The following is a 26,380-nucleotide window of genomic DNA, read 5'->3' on the forward strand; positions in this document are numbered from 1 at the left end:
CTTGCAGGCACAGTTCGCTAGGCTTTTGCGGAATAAAAAGCGATCGGATATTAGTAGGCAAAAAAATCCAATAGAAAGAGGAAGAACACGATGAATCTTGGCTATGCACGGGGGTATCAACTGACCCAACAATTGGATATGCTAGAAGATTATCCAGTGGATGAACTTTTTTCTGATGGAGCACAGGAAGTAGAAGCCTTTTACTCAACTACTAGTGAATTTCAGGCATTGTTGAATTTTGCTCAGTCAGGTGATCATCTAGTTATTACTTCCTGGGAGGCTATTTCCAGAGATTATCGGCAGTTATTAATCTGCTTAGATCAATTGGAATCTTTGGAAGTGACTTTGGACATATTAACGCTGCCTCAGTTATCCATTGAGGAATGGCGTCAGATTTTTCGTTGGTCCTTGCGTAATGATCGCTTGCTGCATCCAGTATTGGTTAAAGCAGGAAGAGAAAGAGCGCGCAGCAAAGAAGATTACTCCCTGTTTAGCAAAGAACCAGAAGCACGCAAACTTTATCGGGAGATCATCTGGCTGTTAATGGAAAAAAATTCAGTTCGCCAGGTCGCACAGCAAAAACGAGTTCCAATTGAAACGGCTTATCGTATCCATCAAGAACTAAAGCAGGTTCAATTAGCTATCATTTTAGTGGTCTGTTTTCTGTTGGCAATTTTCAGTATTAAAATGGTTGAATCCTATTTTGATCAGCTATGGATTCAAGTGGTTATTTGTGTGGTAGTCACGTTAGTCATTCTATGGAATGTTTTGATTGATACTGAAGAAAACGAGACAAAACCGCCTATGAAAAAGAAAAAAATACCAAAAATTTAACGAGAAGGTGAATCTCATGCAACATGTACTTATTCTAACGAAAAACCCCTTGGCGGAAGAACCGCTAATTCACAAATTGCAGCGCATGAATAATGAAATTTTCTGTTCTACGGATTTATTCAACCGCTTAAAAAAGGGTACGATTAGTCCTTTTCTTTCCTATTTTCAGTGGATCATTTTGAGTGAGAGTCTGTGTAATTCAGAAGTGGAGCAGATTTTACAGCTGTTAAGTAATCATCCGCTATTGATTTTACGTATGGTGGAAATTATTCCTGGTGAGGAAGAACAAAGCTATTGGCAAGAGAAAGGCTTAGTTGATTGGGTATCTAAAGATACTAGCTATGAAATTTTACGCGAAAAAATGAATGAAATCCAGCAGCAAGTAAACCAAGATACATGTACAGACACCCAGATTTTGACTTTCCCTGCTCAAGGGAAAGATACGGCATCAAATAACCTGAAATTATTAATTAAGAGTCTTTCAAAAACAGAAAAACGCGTTTTTGAATGCTTAATTCAGTCTTATTCAGCCAGTAAAGTTTTGTCTCGTCAAGAATTGTGTAACTATTTATGGCAGGATGGCAGTACTTCTTCAAATATGAGCCAATTGTCTTGTCTGATTAACAAGCTGAAGCACAAATTTGAACTACATGGAATTACAGGTGAAACGATCACTACTCTGTGGGGCAGAGGATACAAATTAAGTAGTGCTTTTTATGATTACTGGATGGAGGGATCCCAGCAACTAGAGGAATTGAACTATTATTCCGCGATCAACTAACCAATTGTGGTACTCACTCATGTAGACTTCACAGTTTTTATGATGCTAGTAATAAGAAATAGTTTGAATATTTTTTTGTGACAGAATATCAAAAGAAAAGAAGCACCTCCACAATAAACCAGCTTTATTGTGGAGGTGCTTCAATTTCTTATTCTCAATGAAGCGAAGCCCTCTTACATTACAATTATTGGTCAATAAGTGAAGCGAATGCTAAAATTTTAAGCTTACGGAAGTTTTTTCTCTTGTAGCTCCTTATCATAAATTCTGGCGGGGATAATCAGCCAATTGATAAGTGCGCAAAAGACAGTTCCAATCCCGGCAATTACAAATAGTTTTTCAACGCCAATATAATCAGCGAGAGGCCCCGCAAAGATTAGCCCCAATGGTCCGGGTAAACTTAGTAAGGACATCGTTACTCCCATAATTCTACCAAGCTGATCGGTTGGAAAGCTTTGCTGAATCATAGCCATTAACAAGGTGTCAAAAAAAGGAACCGCAAGTCCAGTTATTGCACTTAGTACCACAAACCAGAAAAAACCTTCTTTGTCTGGAGGCAATACGCCACTAATTGCTAACGTGACTCCAACCACCAGGTAGGAAAGCAGGAAAGGCTTCATCCGATCCTTCCATTTGCCAAATAAGCCAATAATAGTTCCGCCAGATAGCATACCAACTGAATAAACAATTTGAACCAAACCAGCATTTCCAACAGTTCCATCGAAATAACCCATAGTAATTAAAGGGTACATGCTGGCAGCTGGCATAATAAAGAGTGAAGATAGTGCGCCGATTAAGATAATAATCCATAATCCCTTTTTATTATGAAGTTCCCTAAAGCCCAGTTTTGTATCACTCAATAGCTGATGGTTTTCGTAATGGCTGCTAGTTCGAGGAATGGTAACAAATAGCAACAATAGCAAGCCCAGAAACGCACCTAAAACATCTATTAGTAATAGCAAATGCAACGGCATAGCTGCAAAAAGAAAAGCACCGATTGCAGGAGCGATGATTCGATTGGCAGATTGAACCATACCCAATTGTCCGTTTACCCTTGTTAATTCTTCAGTCGGAGCAATCGTCGGGATTATTGACTGCACAGTTGGCATCTGAAAAGTTTGTGTGACTGCTCGGATAAACAAGGAGACAAAAATAAGCCAAAAAGGAAAAATATCGGTTAATATTCCGGTAATTGAAAGAATAACTGCAAACAAAGCAGCGATCAAATCTGGAACAATCAGCAAAATCTTTTTATTGATCCGATCAACATAAGGACCAACAAAAGGGCTTAATAGAACCATTGGCAACATGCCTAATAATGTCGCAAAGCTTAAGACAGTTGCTGATTTCGTTTGTTCGGTCAAATACCAAATAATAGCGTATTGAACCGTCATACTAGTAATACCTGTTAAAAATTGACTCATTAAAAATAATTGGACATTCATGCGCCAAGGACGCTTTATTTTTTGTTTTTCCAAAGTGAGACCTCCTACGAAATAGAAACGCAGCCTTCAAACTTCGCATCAATCCCGGGATTGACGCATTATTTATCGGTGTCTAAACTAGTTCAGCAAAAAAAGCACGCAAAAAGCTAGGATTTCTCCTAGCTCCCAAATACATAATTAAACTGACCTCTGATACAAGCAAGTTCATGTGAATTAAGTTGAGAATGTAAGAATATCTATAGACACGCCAAATAAACGAATGTTTTAAGGCTATTAAATTCATCTAGATAGACATTGTTACGCTCACACATACACCTCGTTTGAAAATAAACTTTGCTTGAATTCTAAATTCTTCTTCATAAATATACTATAATTTTCTTGGTGAAGTCAATGATGTCCATAAAAGTATAGTACTTTTTATTCTGATTAAGATTGATTATAGTATCTAAATTCGATACAGAATTTTTAGTAAGTTTCGATGGATAAATAATAAAGTGTGATTCACTTGTTGTAACTAATAAATAGGAGATATTCTGAATAATTATTAGTTTTGTGCAATTCGATAATATAACAATTGTTAAAATCCTTTTGGCCTCAATAGCTCCGCTAATTCATGAATTGAGCTTAGTAGCTCCTACTTATTTATAAAAAGATACCTTCCAGCATAAACAACTTGAAGCGTTGATTAATCCAGTATATGATAATAAGAAGTAATGAGAAGGGATCTTTCATTAAATGGAAAATTTGAATCATCAACAACCATTAATTTTTTCCCATGTAGCCGCTCAAGGTAAGCCTCAGCATATGTCAGCTGAGAAAAATGGCTGTCCATTCTGCGACTATAAGGATAAGGAAAATATAGTAACTGAAACTGACGATTTTATGTGGGTGCTGAACAAATATGCAACCTTGGAGAATACACTGCAGACAATCATTATTGAAACCAGAGATCACGATGCGGATATGACCAACTATAGTCGACAATATAATCGTGAGTTGATGCGTTTCTCAATTAATTGCTGGCAACAAGTGAAGAATGATCCGAAGTATCGCTCGGTGTTGTTTTATAAAAACCATGGACCGCAATCAGGTGGCAGCCTGCAGCATGCCCATATGCAAGTGGTCGGTTTAGAAGAGCTGGATGGCGAAGAAAATTTGATTTCTGAAAATTTTGAGGGAATTGAAGTATTAACCAAGAATCAGCTGCTCATTAATTTTTCTACTGAGCCAGTGATGGGCTTTTTAGAGATTAATGTTTCTGTGCCAGCGAAGGTGGATGCGGAGTTGGATGTTTTGGCGGATGCAGTACAAGACACGGTTCAGTTTATTTTAAATGAGTATTATCGTGGACGTTGTGATAGCTTTAATCTTTTTTTCTATGAAAGAGCTGAGCGGTTAATCGCTAAAATTACTCCAAGATTTGTGACTTCACCTTATTTTGTTGGCTATAAGCTGTCACAAACCTTTACGAATAAGCATTTATACGGCATTCGGGACGAGTTTCGAGACTATTTGAGAACGAAGCATTGACATTAGAATCCATTCTGCTAAAATATGTACTATTAGTCGGAGGGCACTAACTGCTGGATAAGATAATTCTTATCCAGTTATTTTTTTGTCTAAAAATAGGAGGAAATGGAACATGACAATCAAAATGGCAGCATACCAGGTAAATAAAGATTTAACCATAAAGCAGTTGGATCAATATACTATTAAAAAAGTACCCACACTAACTCAATATGATTTTAAGGAAGTTAGCTTTATCTATGAAGAGGAGGGCAAGGTTCTAGGGCGCATCGTGGGTGAAATTCACTGGAATTATTTGCGTATTGAACTTTTTTATGTAGATGAAAATACTCGCGGCAAAGGTGTGGGCGGCAAATTGCTGAAACAAATTGAGGCTGTTGCACTAGAGAAAAATTGTACCCTAGTTTTATTGGAAACGATGAGCTTTAATGCGCCGGATTTTTACTTAAAGAACGGCTATGAAGTGAGTGGACGGATTGATAATCATCCGTTGGAAAGTGAAACGCACTATTTTATGAGTAAGCGATTAGTGAATAGAGCGATAAAAACCAATCAATCCTCTTGTTAAAAGAGGCCAGTGAGCGTGTAGCTAAATACTATACGCTTATTTTTTTATCTCCTTATGATAATCGAGCATGTTCATCGGATATTAGAATAGCTGTTCAGATCACTCTTACTTAAAAGTTTTTTCCATTAGTCGAAAACCTCCATTATTCTTTTTTTAAGAAGTTGCCAATAATTTCACAAAAATTTCAAATGGCAGCTAAAACACTGCTGAATAAGTAAAATCAGGTACTTTTTATTGCTAAGACTTGCAAAGCTAAAGTCGTTTCATTTAATAATTTTTTTAGGAGGGTTTATACTTACTTTATTCAATTAATAAAAATTCAGAAGGGAGGAAATTTATGCAAAGAGAATTTGATGTTTTGGTCGTCGGCAGTGGCATAGCTGGTCTAACGATAGCTAAACGATTGCAGGAGGAACACTTATCGATTGCGATTGTTGAATCGTTTGAATGGGGAGGTACGACACCCAATCATGGCAGTACTCCAAAGAAGTATTTATTGGCCGCTGTTGAAGCAAAGCAGGCGATCCAAAGTCATTTAGGCAAGGGGTTCGATGGGGTACCACAAATAAACTGGCAACAATTAATGAGCTACAAAAACAGTCAGATTGCCAATACCTCAAAAGTTATTCAGGAAAGTTTATCTGAAGTAAGCATCACTACTATCTATGGCAATGCACGATTTAAGAATGAAGCAACGATCACGGTTGATGGCGTTGATTATACGGGTAAAAAGATAATTTTGGCTACGGGTGCTCGACCAAGAGAGTTGGAGTTTGAGGGCAAAGAGCACGTTCATTATAGCTCGCATTTCTTGAACGCAGAGAGCCTTCCGCCGTCTATTACGATTATTGGTGCTGGAATTATCGCTTTTGCTATTACTAATATCGCCAGTGAGATTGGCGATCAGGTTCATGTTTTACAGCATAATCAACGAGCTTTAGGAGCCTTTGATCCTGAGTTGGTGGGTGATTTGATTACCTTGTTGAAACAACGAGGCGTTCAATACCATTTTGATCATAACGTGGAAAAAATCGTTCAGTTAAAAGATGACCTTTATCAGCTAACTACTAAAGAAGGATTGGTGTTTGAAACAAATGTGGTCTACTCCGTTGCTGGTCGAGTGCCCAATGTGGAAGATTTAGGTTTAGAAAAAGCGGACATTACTTTCAATGAACAGGGCGTTGCCGTAAACGAATTTTTACAAACAACGAATCCAAAGGTTTATGCAATTGGCGATTGTAATGATTCACCTGCACCAAAGTTAAGCAATTATGCAGAATTTCAAGCAAATTACTTGGCAGATGTATTATCTGGAGAAACGTTAAAACCAATTGCCTACCCAATTCCATCTATGTCGGTTTTTAGTAATCCGAAAATCGCTCAAACGGGTATTTTTGTTAACGAAGCGATTAGACAGCCAGAAACTTACGAAATTGAAGAAATTGATATGAAAAATTGGCTGAACTACCATCGCGGAAATGAACCAATCGCTCGGTCAAAAATAGTAATTCGTAAGTCTGACCAGCAAATTGTAGGAATTACCAGCATAAGTAATGAGGCCGATCTTTTAGTTAACTATTTTACACTGCTGCTTAAAATGAAAATGACGAAGCAGCAGCTAAGAGACACGATTCTAGCTTATCCATCGCTGGCAAGTGATTTTTCAAAATTTTATTAGTGGACTATTTAGGTTTAAAATTCAAATTACAAAGGAGATTTTTACGATGAATAATGAAGAGAAAGAACCACAACCAATCCGCGCATCCGATGGCAAAGGCTATTACAATCGAGGACCACATGATTCATTAAGAGATATTGAAGGACCGGATTTTTTGGTCCCACCTGCAACAGATCACGGCACCTTACCTAATATGCGTTTTAGCTACGATGATGTGCGCAATCGCTTAGAAGATGGTGGATGGGCTAGAGAAATTACTAATCGTGAAATTCCAGCTTCTGATCAGGTTGCTGGTGTTGATATGAACTTAGGGCCTGGTGTTTACCGTGAAATGCACTGGCATAAAGAAGCTGAGTGGGGATTGATGCTTTACGGAAATGCCCGCGTAACAGCAATTGATGAAAATGGTAAATCATTTATCGATGATGTGAAGGCGGGAGATATTTGGAACTTTGAAGCTGGTGTGGCTCATTCTATCCAAGGCTTAGATCAAGGTTGTGAGTTCTTATTGGTATTTAGTGAGCCTGATTTTTCAGAGAACAACACCATGTTAATTACTGATTGGTTGGCACATACTCCGAAAGAAATTGTTGCAGCAAACTTCAAGAAGAAAATTTCTGAACTGGAGAATTTACCAACGAAGGAAAAATATATTTTCAAAAAAGCTGTTCCCAAACCAATTGAAGACGTAAAACGACCAAACAACAATGGCGAAACCCCATTGCCATTAACTTTCCACATGGACTCGTTGAAACCAATTGAATCGGAAGCAGGTCGGGTTTGGATTGTTGATCAAAAGGAATTCCCAGCAGCCAAAACAATTTCGGCGGCAATTGTTGAAGTTGAACCAGGCGGAATGCGGGAATTACATTGGCATCCTAAAGGGGCTGAATGGCAGTACTACATCCAGGGGGAAGCTCGAATGACTGTCTTCAATTCCAATGGGTTAGCGAGAACCTTTGACTATCGTGCTGGTGATGTTGGTTATGTTCCAACTGTTGCGGGACATTATGTGCAAAACACTGGGAAAGAAAAACTTATTTTCGTGGAAGTATTCAAAAATCCTGATTACTCAGATATTTCCTTGAATAAATGGATGGCTACTACACCTTCCCAAATTGTTGCAGATCATTTGAATCTAACCAAAGAATTTGTTGAAAGCCTGCCACAAGAGGAAACACCGACTCCAGTTATTTGGTTTGATCAAGACAAAATTAATCAGGACATAAAGAAGCACACTAGCAGCAACCCCTTTGATCGAGAAGAAAGCAATGGCTTAAATGCAAAGGATGTCTTTTAAAATTAAATAAAAAATGCGGAGATGCAAAATTTAGGAGGTTACCTAAACTTTTGATCTCTGTTTTTTAATAGAAATGAGGATGAGAATGTTGCAGACAAAGCAAAAGATTAACTCATTAACCGTTCTGACCTTATTCGCTACTTTTCTAATGGGATTTATTGATGCCTATACCTTTATTGAAAAAGACGGCGTTTTTGTCAGTGCTCAGACAGGGAATATGGTAGCTTTCAGCAGCAAATTGTTCACTGGACATTTCGCTCAAGCCGCCGGGCATATTGCTGTGTTTGTCGGATTTGCCATTGGTGCTTTTTGTGGGGAATGGCTGGTGGAGAAAGTCAGTGGCGCTGTTCGCAGAAAGTATCAAATGAAGCTTTTGCTTCAAAGTGCCGTGCTGCTGGTTTTTGCGATCTTTCAGCAGCAGCTAAATGATTCTTTTATGGTCTTCCTATTGGGTGGATTAGCTGGATTTGAATTAACATTATTCAGAAAGGTCGGGGTTGCTACATTTAATGATGGTATCATGACGGGAAACACTAAAAATTTGATGAGCAATCTTTACAGATGGTTATTTGAGAAGGATAAAGCAGCAAGAAAAGAATTCTCTGATATTGGCTTTGCGATTTTAGTATTCATTTTTGGTGTAGGGTTTGGCAGCTTAATCGTTCTGCTTAATGCATCATTCGCATTATGGTGTGCGTTCATTTTAACCTTGCTCTTTTTTGGATGGGTCACAGTTACTAACGTCGAAATGGATTAAGCTTGGAATACAAGAAACCCTTGTGTAATGAATTAAGCAGCAAGGAAATAATTAAAGATCTCTTAGGTGAATTCTTTTCATTGAATTCGCCTATTTTTTATCTATTACTCAGAAAGCATTCCTTTCATCTGTCACTAGTGTATATATGCGGGGCATCAATCATCTAATTAAACCAAGCAAAGAGGACACGAGGAGAGGAAACATCTAATCTTAAGGTTGAGAAGAGTAATGACATTTACAATTATTAAGTTTTCGGTTAAAATCAATTGATATAAACAACAGATGGTATTAAGATATTTATGTGTTTATAATAAATAGTCATATTTGATATAGTTATAATTTATAAAAGGGATAAAACGATGTATAATAACGAAAAGTTGAAAAGTTCTTTTTTAAGAGTGCTTTATTTAGAATGTGTGACTATAATTATAATGTTAATCGCTCCGTTGGTCATAAGAAATACGAATGATGAGGTTAAGGATTCTCTGGGTGATCCATCTGGTATTGGTTTTGGATGGGGGATCATATTTGGAGGTTGGACTCTGTATCTACCCATTTTTTTAATTGGGTTAGGATTACTTGGTTTGTACATAGTGTCTATTGTTTTTAGAATTAACTATTCGAAAGCTTATTTAAACGTTCCAACAGACGAAAACAGATATATGTATTTGTTTGTATTTAGTTGGATGCTTTATGCTTTTACATCGATACTTTCGTTTGGTGGATTTTTTGATAAAACTATTTTTATAGCGAGTATCTTGCTGATAATTATAGACCTATGCATATTATATTTCTGTCAGTTGAAGTGTACTAGCAAATAGGACGTGTAAGTAAATAAAAACATATAGAATGGGGAAAATAAGATGGTGATGAAATGGTTCCAGCATTAGTGTGGGTTATTCCTATTCTTTTTATAGGTGTCTCTGTAATACAATGGGGCATTACTAGAGTGTTACACGGTATTATTATCAAAACGAATATGTACGATATGCTTTGGAGGATAAAAGAAAAGCTTTATCTCAAAAGAAGTACAAATATCATTGTTACAGTATGTACAGTTGCCATTCTTGTTCTGGGAACAGCTCAGACAGCCCAGTTTTATTTAGTGAATGGTGCATATTTTTGGTTTGCTATATTGTCATTTGGACTGTATTTGTTTCTATTTATAGTACCATGGTTAAATCTTGTATTACCTTACCGAAAAAAGTTCAAGTTGACATCTATATTACTTTTTAATATGAGTACTGGAACATTGCTATTATGGATTATTGCACTAATTAATTCCTCAAATGTCATCTACTTAGATGAGGGTGGTGTTAGTTCAAGACCAGCAAATATTCCTCTAAAGGTTGTTACTATCGGTTTATTAGTCGTATATTATGTTCTATCAGAGATTTTAATGGTTTTAGCTGACCATATATATCTTGTTAATAATGAGAAGACAATTACTAAACTAGTTATTAAACCAGTTAAATTACTTCGTTCAAACTTACATCGAATAGAAACAAACAAAAGTACGATAGCGGTGAAAAATTGGATTAAGGATAGATTGAATTCCAAGAATATGGTTGTACTTGTAGCGATGTTTCCAGCAATGTTTATACTAATCATTTTGTTAATAGAAAAAATAGCTAAGTATGACAGCATACCGTCTCTCAATACTATACTGTTGTCGGTTACAATCGTAACGATAGTTGATGGGTTAATCAGTCTCTTATTTTTAGCAAATCACCCAAAATGGACTAAACGAATTTCATTAGCTATCTATACGATGATTTCACTGATTAATTTGCTGATAACAGTTATGTTTACCAAATATGGTTTTGTTTTTTTATTTGAAATTATGGGAGAAGGTCTAAATTCTTTTGAATTGTATTTGTTATCAATAAAACAAATAGGTGTACTGTTATTAAATACGCTGGCTTGGATATTTCCGTATTTGTTACTTTATAGAAACAGAAAAAATCCGACAAGCTACCTATAATGAAAAGCTGTTTAGGTCATTTGTCTGTACTTGAAATGAATCATTTAATTGAAATAGGAGAGGCTTTAGTCGAAAAGCCTGTTCTCGCTTTTTCGTTTTGCCAATCTGATTCAATGGATCTACAGGATCATTTTTTATCGGGATAATTCCTTTTGAAGAGATAGCACGGTGTTTACACTAGTTTTCAGTAGTCTTAATCGAGCAAGTAGCAACGTAATATCTGTGGAAGATAGGCCATGGTGTAGATAAGACGAGGAGCATGAATTCATTTTTTTCAGAGAAAATACTCAATAGGCAGGTCAGTGGTTAGTCTCTTTTATATCTTTGTTGAGCTAAATCTTGCTCCAACTGCCGACATAGACTAAAATAAAAGATAGACCATATGACAAGAGGACAGATCACCTATGAGAAATTTCTTGCCTTATCAAGACAGTATTATTCTGATTACCTTAGCCGGTATCATCCTAACGCAGTTTATCTTTCTAATTTTGGCGTTAACATCCTACATCAAAGATCGAAATGCTGAAAATGGCCGTTTTTTTCTTTTGCTATTCTTGCTAATAGCCTTTATTCTTATTAGTTTATATTTAAATGCCACCTATCAGCAGTTGAATTTTCCGATTTTTGCTAACTAGGATAGGAATTGACTACTATCAACAAAAAAACAGTGCTTTGCTCCTCTCCCTTTAAGAGAAGTAAAGCACTGTTTTGTGTAGTTATTTGTATACTACATCAACTAGATCTTTTTGCCAGAAGAGAGCGATCTTGTTCATTTTTCCGTAGATACGTTTTTGTGTATCAAGAGAAATGGTGGTTAGCGGCTCTATTTGAATCATCAGCTTTTGTCCTTTTAAGACATGCCGCCAGGTTCCTAATAACTTACTGCCTTCTAAAATGACGGATTCTACATGTCCGGCACTGCGCCAGATAGCTTTTTGCTGCTCAGGTGTTGCAATCCAATCCTTGTGTCGATAGGCTACAAACAAGGGATCGAATTTTCCTAGTACCAATAGTTTGCGTGTATTTTTTTGTGTGTATTCTCCGAAGCTGTAATAGGTTCGATTTTGAATAATCTGCAGATTCAGATCGGATTTAATTAGGTTAAGTGTATCATTAAAGACCTTCATGGATAAACCCGACCAATGGCTGAAGTCCTGAGCGGTCGCGGGTCCATAGTAAGTAAAATAGCGAATCATCAATTTTTCTAAGGAAGCTTCATCGTGGTTGGTTTGCTGCTGCCACGGTTCTTTATTTAATGTGGCAAAGGTTGCAAATTGCTGCACACTTGGCTTTGCTGGAATACCAAAAAGCAATCCGTTGGCACAAAAGTAATTGAGCATCATATAAGTCAAGTGGTCATTGTCGCGCAGATTTTCAGGAGCAGATGCCTGAATAAATTGATCGATTTCCTTCCGAGTGACGATTTTTTTAGCGACACTCAGCTGATAGAGTTGATCTTCTAAAACTGAAAAAAACTCTTGATAAATAGACTTTTGTTTTTGAATATACATTTTATCGTGGTAAATAGAGCAAAACAAATCCCAGTCTTGGGCAGTATACATGTGCAAGGTGTTTCTTTGTCCCCAGAAATTAATGAAGGTATGATCTTGGTATAAATCGCTTAATTTTTGCGGGGTAAGTTTTTCGGCAGAGCGATTCAACAGGGCAATTTCGGCAAACTGCTGCACCTGTGCCTGAACGCCACCTAAATGGTGCACACTGCTCTTAGCTGTATCAAAAGGAGTGATCAGGCCGTTTCGATACAGTCGTTCTGCTAGTAATTGCTTATTTATCATAACGTTTAGTCCTTTCTTTCTAAAATGTGTTCAACTGTCTGATCGTGATAGTATAATAGAAGAAAATGGTTAAAAGGATGAGTCTCTTGAAGGTGTTATTGTCAATCAAGCCGGAATATGTATCTGAAATTGCTCTAGGTACAAAAACAATCGAATACCGAAAAAGGATTTTCAAACGAACAGACATTTCTACTGTGCTTATTTACGCAACAAAACCCTGTGGAAAAATTATTGGTGAATTTGAAATTGAGAAAATTATTCGTGATCACCCCACCAAGCTTTGGCAGAAAACCAAAAACTATTCAACCGAGACAAAGGAGTCTTTTGATGCCTATTTTCGGGGACAAGAAATCGGCTACGGAATTCAGATTAAAAATATTGTCCTTTACGACAAACCGCTGAGTTTAAAGGATTACAAAATCAAGGCAGCGCCACAATCTTTTTGCTATATTAAAGAGTAAGGTCCTCAAAAATATCCGTGTTTCTTCTATTATATATGAATCCGATTACAACGAACAGGTCTAGTCCTTAGATCCTGTTTTTTTGTCTGAATTGAAAAGGAATATGAAAATTTCTAGGATAAATTCAAATTATAAGCATCTTACTCTAAAATTAGACTTTTATCATTTTAAAGTATCTGTTATAATTGTCTTCACATCTTGCGATTGATGCCAGTTTTCACGACATCGAAATTTCGAAGATGAAAAGTTTAAAAAAGAAGAAGGAGCGAACAAGAATGACAATTTACAATTTTTCTGCTGGACCAGCCGTATTACCAAAAGCCGTGTTGGAGAAAGCACAATCCGAACTGCTGAATTATAAGGGCAGTGGCATGTCGGTGATGGAGTTGAGTCATCGTTCCTCCTGGTTTGAAGAAATCATTACCGATGCTGAGAGCTTATTACGTGAATTAATGGCTATCCCTGATAACTATAAGGTTCTCTTTTTACAAGGCGGAGCAAGCTTGCAATTTACTATGGTGCCATTGAATTTGGCTCAGGGTAAGAAAGCGTTGTACGTAAATACAGGTTCTTGGTCTAAAAAAGCAATCAGTGCTGCAAAAGCATTAGACAACGTAGAAGTCGAAGTTATTGCAACTTGTGAAAATGATAACTTTAATTATATTCCCGCCTTACCAAAAGAAATCGACCAATCTGCAGCCTATGTACACATCACAACTAATAACACGATTGAGGGAACAGCTTTCCAAACGATTCCTAATTGTGGTGATGTACCGATTGTGGCTGACATGTCATCAAATATTTTGGCTAATGACTACAAAGTAGAAGATTTTGGTGTCATCTATGCTGGGGCACAAAAAAATATTGGACCTGCGGGTTTAACCGTAGTAATTATTCGTGAAGATTTGATTGGCGATGCGAAAATTGCTGCACCAATGTTGGATTACAAAATTCAAGCGGATAACAATTCTCTTTACAATACACCACCAACCTTTGCGATTTACATGGCAAAATTGGTGTTCGAATGGATCAAAGAACAAGGCGGCGTTGCTGGGATAACACAACAGGATCAAGTAAAAGCCGGACGTTTGTACGATGCTATCGAAAGTTCTAATTTATTCCAAAGTCCAGTTGCCAAAGAAGCACGCTCTATTACAAACATTCCATTTGTGACTGGTGATGCAGAACTAGACAAGAAATTTAATGCAGAAGCTTTAGCGGCTGGATTTGAAAACTTAAAAGGTCACCGTTCCGTGGGTGGTATGCGGGCAAGTCTATATAATGCCTTTCCTGCGACTGGAGTGGACGCGTTGATTGACTTTATGGAAAAATTTGAACGAGAAAACGGAGGGAAATAAATGTTTCATATAAAAACTTTTAACGCGATTGCACCAGAAGGTATGCAGCGTTTTGATAAAGAAAACTACCGTATTAACGAAAGCGAAACACCGGACGGCATCATTTTGCGCAGTCAAAAACTGCACGACTATGAATTTCCAGATACTGTTCTAGCCGTTGCTCGTGCAGGTGCTGGAACCAACAATATTCCAGTCAAGGAATGCACCGAAAAAGGAATTGTCGTTTTTAACACTCCAGGTGCCAATGCGAATGCAGTGAAAGAATTAGTTATCGCCAGCTTGCTATTGTCAGTCCGTCCCATGATTCAAGGAATTCAATGGGTTCAAACGTTGAGCGGCGATGATGTAGAAGAACAAGCAGAAGCACAAAAGAAACAATTTGCTGGAACGGAATTAGAAGGCAAAAAACTTGGTGTGATCGGATTAGGAGCAATTGGTGCTATGATCGCCAACGATGCTTATCGCTTAGGAATGGAAGTGATCGGCTATGATCCATACGTATCAGTGGATACTGCTTGGAGCATTTCTCGTCGAGTACGTCGAGCGACCGATATTAAAGAAGTTCTGAATAACTGCGATTTTATTACTTTGCATGTTCCATTATTGGATACAACCGAACATTTAATCAGTACTGATGAATTGTCTCAAATGAAGAATACAGCAAAATTGTTCAACTTCTCTCGCGGAGAAATCGTGGATACTGATGCTGTTCTAAAAGCAGTAAATGAAGGTAAGATTGCTGGATTTACTACTGACTTTGCAGAAGAAAAACTGCTGAAAAATGACAAAATTACTGTTTTGCCGCATTTAGGTGCGTCTACTGAGGAAGCAGAAATTAACTGTGCAAAAATGGCTGCTCGCGGCTTGAAGCGTTTCTTGGAAACCGGAGTTATTAAGCGTTCTGTGAACTTTCCAACCGTGGAAATGGCTTTCCATGCGCCATATCGTATTACCATCATCAATAAAAATGTGCCCAATATGCTAGGTCAGATTGCTTCTGATATTGCATCTTTAGATATCAATATTGCCAATATGGTAAATCGCGGAAAAGACGATCATGCGTATACATTGGTGGATGTTGATGAAACGAATCCTGAGAAAATCCAAGCGATTGCTGATAAGCTTTCAGAAAATGAAGGGATTATTCGCGTTCGCGCTATTAAGAATCAGGAGGTGGGCTACTAATGGTTGAAGTTCATCCCTTTAAAGCTATTCGTCCCGCTGAAGATTTAGCAGACAAAGTAGCAGCGTTACCTTATGATGTAGTTAACTCAGCAGAAGCTAAAGATTTAGCTGAAGGCAATCCGTACAGCTTCTTTCATATTGACAAGGCAGAAATTGATTTACCAACGGATTTATCACCGTATGATCCAAAGGTTTATCAAAAGGCAGCAGACAATTTAGCCGCTTTCTTAAAAGAAGGCTGGCTGAAAAAAGAAGCGGATAATTTTTACTACCTATACGAATTAACTATGGACGGCCGCAGCCAAACTGGATTGGTGGCTTGTACCTCAATTGATGATTATGTATCTGGCAAGATTAAAAAGCACGAGTTTACTCGTCCGGAAAAAGAAATCGACCGGATCAATCATATTAAAGCTTGTGATGCGAACACAAGTCCGATCTTTTTGAGCTATCGTTCTGATGACACCATTCAAGGTTTATTGAAGAACTGGAAAGCTGACCATACGCCGGTTTACGATTTTAACAGCTATCATGAAGTGACTCATAAGGTTTGGGTGATCGATGAAGCAGCTGTTATTGAACAATTGGAGCAAGCTTTCAATAAAGTAAATGCATTGTATATTGCTGATGGTCATCACCGAACGGAGTCAGCTGTTAAAGTTGGTTTAGAAAAACGTGAAAATGGTCGGGAAAGCCCAGAAAGCAGCAACTTCTTATCGATTATTTTCCCTGATGATGAGTTAGCAATTTGGGAATACAATCGCGTGTTGAAGGTAGCTCCACCAGCTGATTTCTTTGATCAGTTAGCTGAAAACTTTACTGTCGAGAAAAGCGGCGTGAAGAAACCAGCCGCAGTTGGTCAGGTCCAAATGTATTTGGACAATGCTTGGTATACATTGACTGTTAAGCCTGAAAAAGTAACCAGTGATCCAGTCGAGCGTTTAGATGTCTCACTATTGCAAAATTATGTCTTCGATCAAATTTTTGATATCAAAGACGTCCGTACGGACAAACGAATTGATTTTATCGGCGGCATCCGTGGTACCGAAGAATTAGAGAATTTAGTGGATTCTGGTGATTGGCAATTAGCCTTCTCGATGTATCCAACAGCGATGTCTGATTTACTATCAGTTGCTGATGCCGGTAAAATCATGCCGCCAAAATCTACCTGGTTTGAACCAAAGCTTTTGAGCGGGTTGTTCATGCACGATTTAGAGACGAAATAGAGATTGATAGATAAAGTCCTACTTTTTGGAGTAGGTCTTTTTTTGCTGAAGATTTTTGTTGTAAGAGAGTAGAATGAAGGTAAACAGGTGATTTTCTGAAGGGCAGGTTGATGAAAAATGATACAAAAAGCTAAAGATCGACGTTCGACAGTTGCTTCCTTTGTTTTCGTGATTATTTTGGTTTTGGCAACGACTGATTTTTCTGCGATGCCGACTCAGTTTAACAGTGGAGCAGTAGTTTCTGGGTTAGGACTCATGCTGGGATCGTTGTTGAGATATTTTAGGCTGGAGGATAAGCGGGATGGAACGAAGGATGAGCAAGAAAGTTTTTAGGATAAGATCAGAAAATTCCTGTGAGGTGGTATCATCATCTCACAGGAATTTTTTTATAAAATATAGGATGAATTAATTTGTATTAATTCATTGATCCAGCACCTGATCCTGAATCACTCCGGCCGCCTTCAAAAACATGCAGGTAACTACTGGACCGACAAACGTAAATCCTCGCTTCTTCATATCTTTTGCAATCGTCGTAGCTTCAGGCAAAGTATTGGTGACTTGATCCTCGGTTTCGTATTGCTTAACGACAGGGACACCCCCGACAAAATCCCACAAATAATCAGCAAAGCTATCGTAGTCATCTAACAATCGGACAATTGCCCGTGCATTTTGGATAACGGCTCTTATCTTTCTAGGGTTGCGGATCATATCTGGATCTTTTGCAATCTGGTCCGCATCATCCGGAAAGAGTGCGGCTACTTTACGGAAATCCATTCCACAAAAGTTCCGCATAAAAATTTCCTTTTTGCCAGCTGCTACCTTCCAGCTTAGGCCCGTCTGAAAGACCCCGATTGTTAAAAGTAAAAAGAGCATGTCGTCGTCTTGGGTAGGCTCCCCCCATCGGTCACTATACCATTGATAATCCTTCAACCTGACAAACTCCCTTCAGTTGGCTTTTCTTGTATTGATTGTATCATAAAAGCGGCAAAATATTTTACTGACGGAATCAAATTAAATGATTCGAAACAATAATATGAGATTGACTATAGTGTGTGACGTACAGTATAATGATTATGAAGAGGTGATGAGCATGCCGGAAAAAGACCTTGTACAAAGTTACATCACTGAAATGAAGCGAGGTAGTTTAGTATTGGCAGTGTTAGGGAGTTTGAAGTCGCCTTATTATGGCTATGCGTTACTGCAGGAAATGCAGGATAAAGGGATTGAAATTGAAGCGAATACCTTATACCCTTTGCTGCGAAGACTGGAAAAACAAGGACTATTGACGAGTGATTGGGACACAACGGAAAGTCGGCCACGAAAGTATTACACGTTAAATCAACAAGGAGTAAAAATCAGTCGGGAGCTTTTGAAGGAATGGAAGAGGATGCAAGAAAGCATTGCTCAAATTTACTTGGGGGAATAAATTATGGAAAATTGGGTAGATCGGTATGTTGCTGCTGTAGTGGGGCGCTTGCCTGAGAAAGAGCGGGCCGAAGTTGAACGGGAATTAAAAAGTAATATTTATGATATGCTGTCGGAAAATCCGACTGAGGAAGAGATCAAACAGGTTCTAAAAGAAATGGGGTCGCCAGCAGATTTAGCAGTAGAGTATCGCCAGCATCCGCGCTATTTGATTTCACCCATGGTTTACGATAGCTATGTGCGTATGTTGAAGGTGTTAGTACCAATCATAACAATCATTGCGGTATTTATTGGGATTGTCAGCGCTGGTGTTGAAGTTTTTCAGACGAATGGGATTCAAATAAACGAAATTTTCCAACTGATTATTAGTCAAGGAATCAGCAGCGGTGTATCAGCGGCGATGCAAACATTGATTTGGGTAACAGTGGGTTATGCTATCGCTGAAAGAACCGGTATGATTGGTGACCAAAAGAAAGAAAAATGGAAACTGGAAGATTTGCCAAAGCCTCAAGAGGGGGAGCGAATCTCATTGTCTGAACCCATTGGTGAAATGATCGCGGCGTTTTTCTTTTGCGGCTGGTTGGCTTTAATAGCATTAGACTTTGCACCATTTGTTATTTTTAGCACGGATTCATCAATTGACGGAATTGCGTTGTTTAGTAACAGTTTTGCGATGAAGGTTGTTCCGATAATGGTAGTTATTATCATTCTTACTGTAATTTCAAGTGTTCAAAAGATTACCCAACGCTATTGGAATGGACGTGTTTGTACTTGGGTGATTATCGATCACCTTATCTCTGCTATCCTATGGATCTTTTTATTCCTGCAGCGGGATATTTTCAGCTCAGACCTGATCCATCTATTGCAGGAACAGACCTGGTCAACTGGTGACGTGCTGCATTATATTTCTACTGGAAATACATTGACCATCCAAATGGCAATTTGCGGCATCATTGTGATTGTAACTATGATCGAAATTGGTTCTGCAGTTTTCAAAACAGCAAAAAATAATTCGATTCAACCATCGATTGCGTAAACGTAGGAATCCTCATGATAAATGTTTGTGGGGATTTTTTTTGAATCATTCTTCTGTACACCTCATTCAATAATGGAAATTCTTTGCTGGAAATTTTTTCAGATTCACTTTGTCATTGTGTTTTTGGCTGTTACAATAAAGAAAACAATGATGAAGGAATGAGTATAATGAACATATCGGAGGTAGCAGCTAAATATGACATGACTCCAGCAACAATTCGTTACTACGAAAAGCAGGGCTTAATGCCGCCGGTAACCCGTAATGCGGCTGGAGTGCGTGATTTTCAAGAAGAAGATCTGAATTGGATTGAATTTATCAAATGTATGAAGGATTTTGGCTTATCAATTGATTCACTATCGAGGTATTCAGAATTATATCAGGTAGGCGATTCGACCTTGTTGGAGCGTCAAGAAATTTTGACGGATGAATACCAGAAATTAGTGAAGAAGCAGGAACAGATTAATCGAACGGTTGCCAAATTGGAATGGAAATTAGATTTTTATGATAAAAAAATTGCTTCGACAACGATGGAGTCTTCTGAAAAAAAGGTCATGTGAGGTGAGTCGTAATGTATCTATTTCAACGAATTGAAGAAGCAGCCTTTAAGCAAAGTGATGCCCGGCGCACGATCGGGGAGTTTATCTTAGAAAATCGTGATCAGTTACAGGAGCTTTCGATGGAGAAAATCGCAAAGTTAACCTTTACCTCCAAGCCGACGCTGGTTCGGTTTGCTAAATATTTCGGCTATTCTGGCTGGAAAGAATTCATGTATGCCTTCAACCATGAGGTGGCGTACCATGACGACACGGCTTATGCGGATGTCGACCCCAATGTTCCTTTTTCAGCTGAAGCAGATACCTTAGAGATTATTGAGAGCTTGGTCAATTTAAAGATGCAGAGTATGAAGGACACTGTCTCGCTGATTGCGACTGAGGATTTGAATAAGGCTGCCGAGCTGGTTTATCAGGCAGAGAACATTGTGGTCTATGGAACGAGTCCCAATTATTACTATGGGGAGCTGTTCAAAAGGAATTTGCTGACGATTCGCAAAAAAGCCTTTATGGCAAAATCTGGCGAGTGCGGAACGATTTCCCATTCCTTAACTCAGCGGGATTGTGCAATAATCATTTCTTATTCCGGGAACAATCCGGATGAGAATCCTACCAGTAACGTCAAGATCCTGATGAAAAATGGCGTACCGATCATCAGCATTACTAGCGGTGGCAAAAACTATTTGCGCGATTATTCGGATGTGGTTTTGAATATCTCTAGTAAAGAAAAGCTTTATTCCAAGATTTCCAACTTTGCTACTCAGGAATCAATTTTGATGATTTTGGATGCGTTGTATGCAAAAGTGTTTGCCCTGAATTATGAGGAAAACAAAGCTAACAAGATTGCCAGTGCCAAGCAATTGGAGTCGCGGAGACAGGCGACGTTTAAGGATTTAGAGGAGAGGTTTTAGGGAGAAAGTAGAATAATTGTTTTTTTCTTTTGCTGATTCATTGTCCTATTCCAATAAAAAATTAAAACGCATTCCACAAAACATCGTCTTTTTCCGAAGTTTTGTGAAATGCGTTTCGTCTTGTTCTAAAACTATTGGAAACGCTATCTGGACGTGATAAAGTTCACTTACAGACAAGCACTGAATACACCGGTGAGATTCACAAAACAATCTGCTTGTTTCAGTGAAAGGGGTAACATCATGAGTAAGAAATATCAATCGTTGGCTCGTGACATCGTAAAAAAATTGGGTGGTAAAGCGAATATTACGGAAGCCTATCATTGTCAAACGCGTCTGCGTTTTAAATTGGTCGATGAAACGAAGGTTGATGTCGAAGGGTTAGAAGACTTAGATGGCGTCACAAAATATATTTTTAATGCGGGTGTCCACCAAGTGGTTATCGGCACTCACGTGAAGGATGTCTTTGAAGAGGTTGAGAAAAATGTCGATACCGCTTCTTCAGTAGAACCTGGTGGAGAGAAAAAAGGCTTGATGACAACCATTATCGAGTTTGTAGCAGGTACCTTCCAGCCAGTTATTCCAGCGTTGTCTGGTGCTGGGATGGTGAAGGCAGTCTTAGCTTTATTGATGGTCTTTAATGTCATTTCAGCTGATTCACAAACTTACTATTTATTAAACATGTTTGCCGATGGTGTGTTCTACTTCTTGCCGATGATTTTAGCGTTTACTGTAGCACAAAAATTACGCAGCAATCCTATTTTGGCAGTATCTGTAGCGGCGATTATGCTGCATCCCAATTGGGGAGCATTGGTAACGGCGGGTGATCCTGTCCAATTTTTTGATATTATTCCATTTACCTTGGCAACTTATACAGGTTCAGTGATTCCGATTTTGCTGGTTATCTTTGTTCAATCCTATGTGGAAAAATTCTTGAATCGGATCATTCCGAAATCAGTCGAGCTGGTTTTTGTGCCGATGCTGACCTTCTTAGTGATGGGAACTCTAGCTTTAGCAGTTTTGGGTCCGATCGGTACAGTGCTTGGCGGATATCTGGCTTCGTTCTTTACTTTCTTGAGTGTGAATGCCAGCTGGGTTCCGGCAGTATTAATCGGCGGCTTCTTGCCGATCATGGTAATGTTTGGCTTGCATAATGGTGTAGCACCCCTTGGCGTTATGCAGATGGCCGAGCTTGGTTACGATAGTATTTTTGGTCCTGGGTGTGTTTGTTCCAATATTGCTCAGGCAACCGCTTCAGCAGTGGTAGCTTTTCGTACGAAGGACAAGAAGTTAAAACAATTGGCAACTTCTGGTTCGATCACCGCCTACATGGGTATTACCGAGCCGACCTTGTATGGGGTTAACTTGCCCAAAAAATACCCGTTAGTTGCGGCAATGATCGGTGGGGGAGCTGGCGGTTTGTTTGCTGGTTTGACCAACACGCACCGTTTTGCGACTGGTTCTTCAGGTATTCCGGCAATTCTGCTATATATTGGTGATGATACGATGCGTTTCTTCTGGAATATCGTGATTGCTTTGATTATTTCAATGGTAGTATCTGGTGGACTAACGTATATTTTAAGCTTCAAGTTTGAAAAGGAAGAGATTTCAGAAATAAAAGAATTAATCTTGGAAGATACTCGGGTAATTAGTCCTATGAAAGGAAAAATTATTCCTTTGAGTGAAGTGCACGATGAAGCATTCGCTTCTGAGGCCTTAGGAAAAGGCTTTGCCATTGAGCCGGTGGAGGGGCAGGTTGTAGCACCTTTTGATGGTAAAATTGCGGCAATTTTTCCCACTAAGCATGCGATTGGCTTGGTTTCAGATACTGGGGTAGAAATCCTGATTCATGTGGGCTTAAATACAGTGGAGTTAAAAGGTCAATATTTTGAAGTATTGGTAAATGCGGATGATACGGTTAAAAAAGGGCAGCCATTGTTGGATGTTGATCTTAAAAGTATTCAGGCCGCCGGTTACGAAACACAAGTACCCGTAGTAGTAACCAATAGTCCTCAGTATTCATCAATAGAAACGATTACTCAAGGACCTACCGACTGTCAGGAAGACATTTTGGCAGTAAAAGTTTAAAATAAGGGAGAGACAAAATAAATGGCTTTAGATAAAAACTTTTTGTGGGGCGGTGCCACTGCAGCGAATCAAGTAGAGGGAGGCGTTTTGGAAGGCGGACGCAAGCTTTCCAACATTGATCTCTTGCCATGTGGAGAAGATCGCAAAGCAGTGGGTCTAGGTGAACTGGAAATGCTGGAATGGCAGGAGGATCATTATTATCCTGCTAAGGAAGCGATTGATATGTATCATCATTATATTGAGGATATTCAGCTGTTTGCTGAAATGGGCTTCAAGGTGTACCGCATGTCGCTCTCATGGTCGCGGATTTTTCCGAACGGCGATGATTTGGAACCGAACGAGGAAGGTTTAGCTTTTTACGAGGGCATCTTCCAAGAGTTGAAAAAGCATGGCATCGAGCCGTTAGTAACGATTGCCCATTTTGATGTACCTGTGCACTTAATTAAAAAATACGGTGGCTGGCGCAGTCGCAAGCTGGTAGACTTTTATGGTCATTATGCTGAAACAGTGCTGAAGCGCTTCAAAGGACAAGTAAAGTATTGGCTGACTATCAATGAAATTAATATCTTATTGCACCAACCTTTTGTTGGAGGTGGAATTATTTTTCACGAAGGTGACAACAAGGAAGAAGTAAAGTATCAAGCTGCCCATCATCAATTAGTAGCTAGTGCGCTGGCAACTAAAACTGCACATGAAGTTGATCCTGAAAATCAGGTTGGCTGTATGTTGGCTGGCGGCAGTCATTATCCTTATACTTGTCGTCCTGAGGATTATCAAGAAGCGATTCGACGAGATCGTGAAGGCTATTTCTTCATTGATGTACAAGCGCGGGGGAAATATCCTAATTACGCATTGAAAAAATTTGAGCAGGAGGGGTTGACGATTCAGATGGAGGAGGGTGATGCAGAAATCCTAGCTTCGGCTCCGGTAGATTTCGTTTCCTTCTCTTACTATTGCTCTCGAACAGTGAGTGCTCATGCGGAAGATTACCAACAGGCTACGGGTAATATTTTTGCTTCTATTAAAAATGACAACTTACCGTCTACGGAATGGGGCTGGCAAATTGATCCACTTGGGTTGCGAAATTCTTTAAACCAGCTTTACGATCGCTATCAAAAGCCGTTGTTCATTGTGGAGAATGGTTTAGGTGCTGTTGATATGCCAGACGAAAATGGCTACGTGGAAGACGATTACCGCATCGACTATTTGAAGCAGCATATCGAAGTCTTCAAAGCAGCGGTTGAAATCGACGGGGTGGAGCTGTTGGGCTACACAACTTGGGGATGTATTGATTTAGTGGCAGCTAGCACAGGTCAGATGAGCAAACGTTATGGTTTTATCTATGTTGATCGCGACGATCAAGGTAACGGAACAATGAAGCGTACCAAGAAAAAATCTTTTGACTGGTACAAGCAGGTGATTGCCTCCAATGGCGAGAATTTGGCAGTGACCGAAGCAATGAAAGTTTAATGAATGAACCAAAAAGAATGGATGGCACCATTCTTTTTGGTGTTTATCAGAAAGGATTGTTTGCATGGAAAAAACGTTGTATCTAGTTCGTCATGGCGAAACGCTGTTTAATGCTCAACATAAAATCCAAGGCTGGTGTGATTCGCCCTTAACAGAACGGGGAGTCCACCAGGCGAAAATGGCGGGTGAGTATTTTAAATGGCAGGGTACCTCTTTTGATCAAGCCTTTAGTTCAACTTTGGAAAGGACTTCGGATACACTGGAGTTGATTACTTCTCAAGCTTATACTCGCTTAAAAGGTTTAAAGGAATGGAATTTTGGACAGTTAGAAGGAGAAAGTGAAAAGCTGAATCCCTCGCTGCCTTACCGCGATTTTTTTGTAGAATACGGTGGTGAGGAGGAAAAGGAATTTCAGAAGCGGACGGTAGACACCTGTAACGAGCTGATGCGGCAAAAGGGTGGTACAATTTTAGCGGTAACTCATGGTGCGTTTTGTGGGCAGTTCCGTAAATTTTGGGATGATTACAGTGAGCCTGAATACCGTATATATGGACAAAGTATCGGGATCGGTAATTGTTGTATTTTTAAATACGAATACCGTGAAAAGCGGTTTTCATTGTGTGAAATAATTAATCATGAGGAACAACTCAGACGGATGAAAGGATGATCAAGATGGATTATGTAAAATTAGGTAATACAGGGATGGATGTGTCACGTATCTGCTTAGGCAGTATGAGCTTTGGGGACCCTCAAAATTGGATCCACAAATGGGTTTTAGAAGAGGACGAAAGTCGACCGTTAATTCAACGCGCTTTGGATTTGGGAATTAACTTTTTTGACACGGCCAATGTTTATTCCTTAGGTCGCAGTGAAGAAATTCTTGGTAAAGCTCTGAGAGACTTTGCCAAACGGGATGAAATTGTTTTAGCTACCAAGGTTCACCAAAAAATGTTTGATGGTCCTAACGGTCAAGGGTTATCCCGCAAGGCCATCATGTCGCAAATTGATCAAAGTTTAAAACGTCTGCAGACTGATTACGTTGACTTATATATCATTCATCGCTGGGATCCATTTACTCCGATCGAAGAAACTATGGAGGCGCTGCATGATGTGATCAAAGCAGGGAAAGCTCGGTATATTGGTGCCTCTGCTATGTATACTTATCAGTTTCAAAAGGCTAACCATGTAGCGGAAATGAATGGTTGGACAAAATTTGTTTCGATGCAAGACCATTTGAACTTGATTTATCGAGAAGAAGAGCGGGAGATGATTCCTTATTGCCTTTCGGAAAATATTGCTTTAACACCGTACAGTCCAATGGCTTCCGGTCGTTTAGTTCGCGATCGTACGGCAACGACCTCCCGCAGTACGACTGATCAGGCGCAAAAAGCCAAATACGACGAAACGGCTGAGATGGATCAAGTCATTATCGATCGCGTAGCGGAATTAGCTGAAAGATATGAAACTAGTCGGGTAAATATCGCCTTAGGCTGGCTGCTGCAAAAGGAACCTGTGGCTGCTCCAGTTATTGGTGCTACAAAAATGAGCCACATTGAGAGTGCCGTTGCAGCTGTTGATTTCAAGCTTACACCGGAAGATGTTGCTTACTTGGAGGAACCATACATTCCACATAAGATTGTTGGACACTCATAGAATAGTGAATAAACCCCTTCGCATCAGTTGTTTACGATGTGAAGAGGTTATTCATTTTATAGCTTGTTTTACTATCATTTTTTGTTCAATAGCAAATTCACTTCATCGATATCTTTTGTCTTAAGCAATCGAGTGAATTCACTAATTACATTTTCTATTTGGAGTTTCAAAAAATGTAAATTTTTCATAGCCAAATCAAGGTATGCGGATCGTTCTTTCTCGTTTATAAAGATCGACTCGTAAGTTTTTATCTTATTCTATTCCTCATTTAGCCAAAAAAGTGAACTTAGTAAAGCTAAAACATAGTGGGGGGAACAACGATAAATGATTATAAGCTGTTTCCCAGTGAGTA

Annotated in this window: 26 protein-coding genes; 23 read left to right on the forward strand and 3 right to left on the reverse strand. The window is 39.0% G+C overall.

Going from position 1 to position 26,380, the window contains the following annotated elements:
• The first annotated feature begins 90 nt into the window (after positions 1-90).
• Together IGI46_RS18455 and IGI46_RS18460 are read left to right on the forward strand one after the other, a co-directional pair.
• Entirely contained in the window at positions 91-834 is a 744-nt protein-coding gene (locus IGI46_RS18455) for a recombinase family protein (protein WP_429973987.1), read from the forward strand.
• A gap of 16 nt (positions 835-850) precedes the next feature.
• Complete coding sequence (locus IGI46_RS18460; protein WP_429965267.1) at positions 851-1,615, forward strand: helix-turn-helix domain-containing protein; 765 nt, start codon at positions 851-853, stop codon at positions 1,613-1,615.
• Positions 1,616-1,839: 224 nt separating this feature from the next.
• Here the strand turns inward: IGI46_RS18460 and IGI46_RS18465 are convergent, their stop codons facing one another.
• The gene (locus IGI46_RS18465; RefSeq protein WP_429966071.1) at positions 1,840-3,057 is read right to left on the reverse strand and encodes an MFS transporter; all 1,218 of its coding nucleotides are present in this window, start codon (positions 3,055-3,057) and stop codon (positions 1,840-1,842) included.
• A gap of 735 nt (positions 3,058-3,792) precedes the next feature.
• Between IGI46_RS18465 and IGI46_RS18470 the strand changes: the two genes are divergently transcribed.
• From IGI46_RS18470 to IGI46_RS18505, 8 genes are all read left to right on the forward strand, one after another.
• On the forward strand, positions 3,793-4,587 hold the full coding sequence (locus IGI46_RS18470) for a DUF4931 domain-containing protein (protein ID WP_429973988.1): 795 nt from the start codon (positions 3,793-3,795) through the stop codon (positions 4,585-4,587).
• 112 nt (positions 4,588-4,699) lie between these two features.
• Positions 4,700-5,152: a GNAT family N-acetyltransferase gene (locus IGI46_RS18475; protein ID WP_429965265.1), complete on the forward strand. Its 453-nt coding sequence runs from the start codon at positions 4,700-4,702 to the stop codon at positions 5,150-5,152.
• Between the two features lie 337 nt (positions 5,153-5,489).
• The gene (locus IGI46_RS18480) at positions 5,490-6,830 is read left to right on the forward strand and encodes a dihydrolipoyl dehydrogenase family protein (protein ID WP_429973989.1); all 1,341 of its coding nucleotides are present in this window, start codon (positions 5,490-5,492) and stop codon (positions 6,828-6,830) included.
• A gap of 46 nt (positions 6,831-6,876) precedes the next feature.
• Positions 6,877-8,130 carry a cupin domain-containing protein gene (locus IGI46_RS18485; protein ID WP_429973990.1) on the forward strand — a complete coding sequence of 418 codons (1,254 nt, stop codon included), beginning with the start codon at positions 6,877-6,879 and terminating at the stop codon, positions 8,128-8,130.
• Between the two features lie 85 nt (positions 8,131-8,215).
• Complete coding sequence (locus IGI46_RS18490) at positions 8,216-8,887, forward strand: YoaK family protein (protein ID WP_429973991.1); 672 nt, start codon at positions 8,216-8,218, stop codon at positions 8,885-8,887.
• Positions 8,888-9,246: 359 nt separating this feature from the next.
• Positions 9,247-9,708, forward strand: coding sequence for a hypothetical protein (locus IGI46_RS18495; protein ID WP_429973992.1), 462 nt, complete (start codon positions 9,247-9,249; stop codon positions 9,706-9,708).
• A gap of 53 nt (positions 9,709-9,761) precedes the next feature.
• Entirely contained in the window at positions 9,762-10,871 is a 1,110-nt protein-coding gene (locus tag IGI46_RS18500; RefSeq protein ID WP_429973993.1) for a hypothetical protein, read from the forward strand.
• 404 nt (positions 10,872-11,275) lie between these two features.
• The gene (locus IGI46_RS18505) at positions 11,276-11,506 is read left to right on the forward strand and encodes a hypothetical protein (protein WP_207702580.1); all 231 of its coding nucleotides are present in this window, start codon (positions 11,276-11,278) and stop codon (positions 11,504-11,506) included.
• Positions 11,507-11,587: 81 nt separating this feature from the next.
• Here IGI46_RS18505 and IGI46_RS18510 read toward each other — a convergent pair whose 3' ends face one another.
• On the reverse strand, positions 11,588-12,667 hold the full coding sequence (locus IGI46_RS18510; RefSeq protein ID WP_429973994.1) for a DNA glycosylase AlkZ-like family protein: 1,080 nt from the start codon (positions 12,665-12,667) through the stop codon (positions 11,588-11,590).
• Between the two features lie 86 nt (positions 12,668-12,753).
• Here IGI46_RS18510 and IGI46_RS18515 point away from each other — a divergent pair, with 86 nt between their 5' ends.
• The 5 genes from IGI46_RS18515 (at position 12,754) to IGI46_RS18535 (ending at position 17,230) form a co-directional block, all read left to right on the forward strand.
• Positions 12,754-13,128: an ASCH domain-containing protein gene (locus IGI46_RS18515; RefSeq protein WP_429974224.1), complete on the forward strand. Its 375-nt coding sequence runs from the start codon at positions 12,754-12,756 to the stop codon at positions 13,126-13,128.
• 275 nt (positions 13,129-13,403) lie between these two features.
• Positions 13,404-14,486: a 3-phosphoserine/phosphohydroxythreonine transaminase gene (serC, locus tag IGI46_RS18520; protein ID WP_429973995.1), complete on the forward strand. Its 1,083-nt coding sequence runs from the start codon at positions 13,404-13,406 to the stop codon at positions 14,484-14,486.
• On the forward strand, positions 14,487-15,671 hold the full coding sequence (locus IGI46_RS18525; protein WP_429965256.1) for a phosphoglycerate dehydrogenase: 1,185 nt from the start codon (positions 14,487-14,489) through the stop codon (positions 15,669-15,671).
• Positions 15,671-16,897, forward strand: a complete 1,227-nt coding sequence (locus tag IGI46_RS18530) for a DUF1015 domain-containing protein (RefSeq protein ID WP_429973996.1) — start codon at positions 15,671-15,673, stop codon at positions 16,895-16,897. Before IGI46_RS18525 ends, IGI46_RS18530 begins: the two co-directional genes overlap by 1 nt.
• 117 nt (positions 16,898-17,014) lie before the next feature.
• Positions 17,015-17,230: a hypothetical protein gene (locus IGI46_RS18535; protein WP_429973997.1), complete on the forward strand. Its 216-nt coding sequence runs from the start codon at positions 17,015-17,017 to the stop codon at positions 17,228-17,230.
• Positions 17,231-17,317: 87 nt separating this feature from the next.
• Here the strand turns inward: IGI46_RS18535 and IGI46_RS18540 are convergent, their stop codons facing one another.
• Positions 17,318-17,827, reverse strand: coding sequence for a DNA-3-methyladenine glycosylase I (locus tag IGI46_RS18540; RefSeq protein ID WP_429973998.1), 510 nt, complete (start codon positions 17,825-17,827; stop codon positions 17,318-17,320).
• 103 nt (positions 17,828-17,930) lie between these two features.
• Between IGI46_RS18540 and IGI46_RS18545 the strand changes: the two genes are divergently transcribed.
• The 8 genes from IGI46_RS18545 (at position 17,931) to IGI46_RS18580 (ending at position 26,028) form a co-directional block, all read left to right on the forward strand.
• Positions 17,931-18,323: a PadR family transcriptional regulator gene (locus tag IGI46_RS18545; RefSeq protein WP_429973999.1), complete on the forward strand. Its 393-nt coding sequence runs from the start codon at positions 17,931-17,933 to the stop codon at positions 18,321-18,323.
• A 3-nt stretch (positions 18,324-18,326) separates the two neighbouring features.
• Complete coding sequence (locus IGI46_RS18550) at positions 18,327-19,358, forward strand: HAAS signaling domain-containing protein (protein WP_429974000.1); 1,032 nt, start codon at positions 18,327-18,329, stop codon at positions 19,356-19,358.
• Positions 19,359-19,525: 167 nt separating this feature from the next.
• The gene (locus IGI46_RS18555; RefSeq protein WP_429965250.1) at positions 19,526-19,915 is read left to right on the forward strand and encodes a MerR family transcriptional regulator; all 390 of its coding nucleotides are present in this window, start codon (positions 19,526-19,528) and stop codon (positions 19,913-19,915) included.
• Positions 19,916-19,926: 11 nt separating this feature from the next.
• Positions 19,927-20,820, forward strand: a complete 894-nt coding sequence (locus IGI46_RS18560; RefSeq protein ID WP_429974001.1) for a MurR/RpiR family transcriptional regulator — start codon at positions 19,927-19,929, stop codon at positions 20,818-20,820.
• Between the two features lie 240 nt (positions 20,821-21,060).
• On the forward strand, positions 21,061-22,905 hold the full coding sequence (locus IGI46_RS18565; RefSeq protein ID WP_429974002.1) for a beta-glucoside-specific PTS transporter subunit IIABC: 1,845 nt from the start codon (positions 21,061-21,063) through the stop codon (positions 22,903-22,905).
• 21 nt (positions 22,906-22,926) lie between these two features.
• Positions 22,927-24,375 carry a 6-phospho-beta-glucosidase gene (locus IGI46_RS18570; protein WP_429974003.1) on the forward strand — a complete coding sequence of 483 codons (1,449 nt, stop codon included), beginning with the start codon at positions 22,927-22,929 and terminating at the stop codon, positions 24,373-24,375.
• A gap of 64 nt (positions 24,376-24,439) precedes the next feature.
• Complete coding sequence (locus IGI46_RS18575; protein WP_429974004.1) at positions 24,440-25,042, forward strand: histidine phosphatase family protein; 603 nt, start codon at positions 24,440-24,442, stop codon at positions 25,040-25,042.
• A 5-nt stretch (positions 25,043-25,047) separates the two neighbouring features.
• Positions 25,048-26,028: an aldo/keto reductase gene (locus IGI46_RS18580; protein ID WP_207702597.1), complete on the forward strand. Its 981-nt coding sequence runs from the start codon at positions 25,048-25,050 to the stop codon at positions 26,026-26,028.
• Positions 26,029-26,380: the final 352 nt, after the last annotated feature.

Origin of the sequence: Enterococcus sp. AZ163 (genome assembly GCF_050498925.1) — a bacterium.
Taxonomy (GTDB): Bacteria; Bacillota; Bacilli; order Lactobacillales; family Enterococcaceae; genus Enterococcus_A; species Enterococcus_A ferrettii.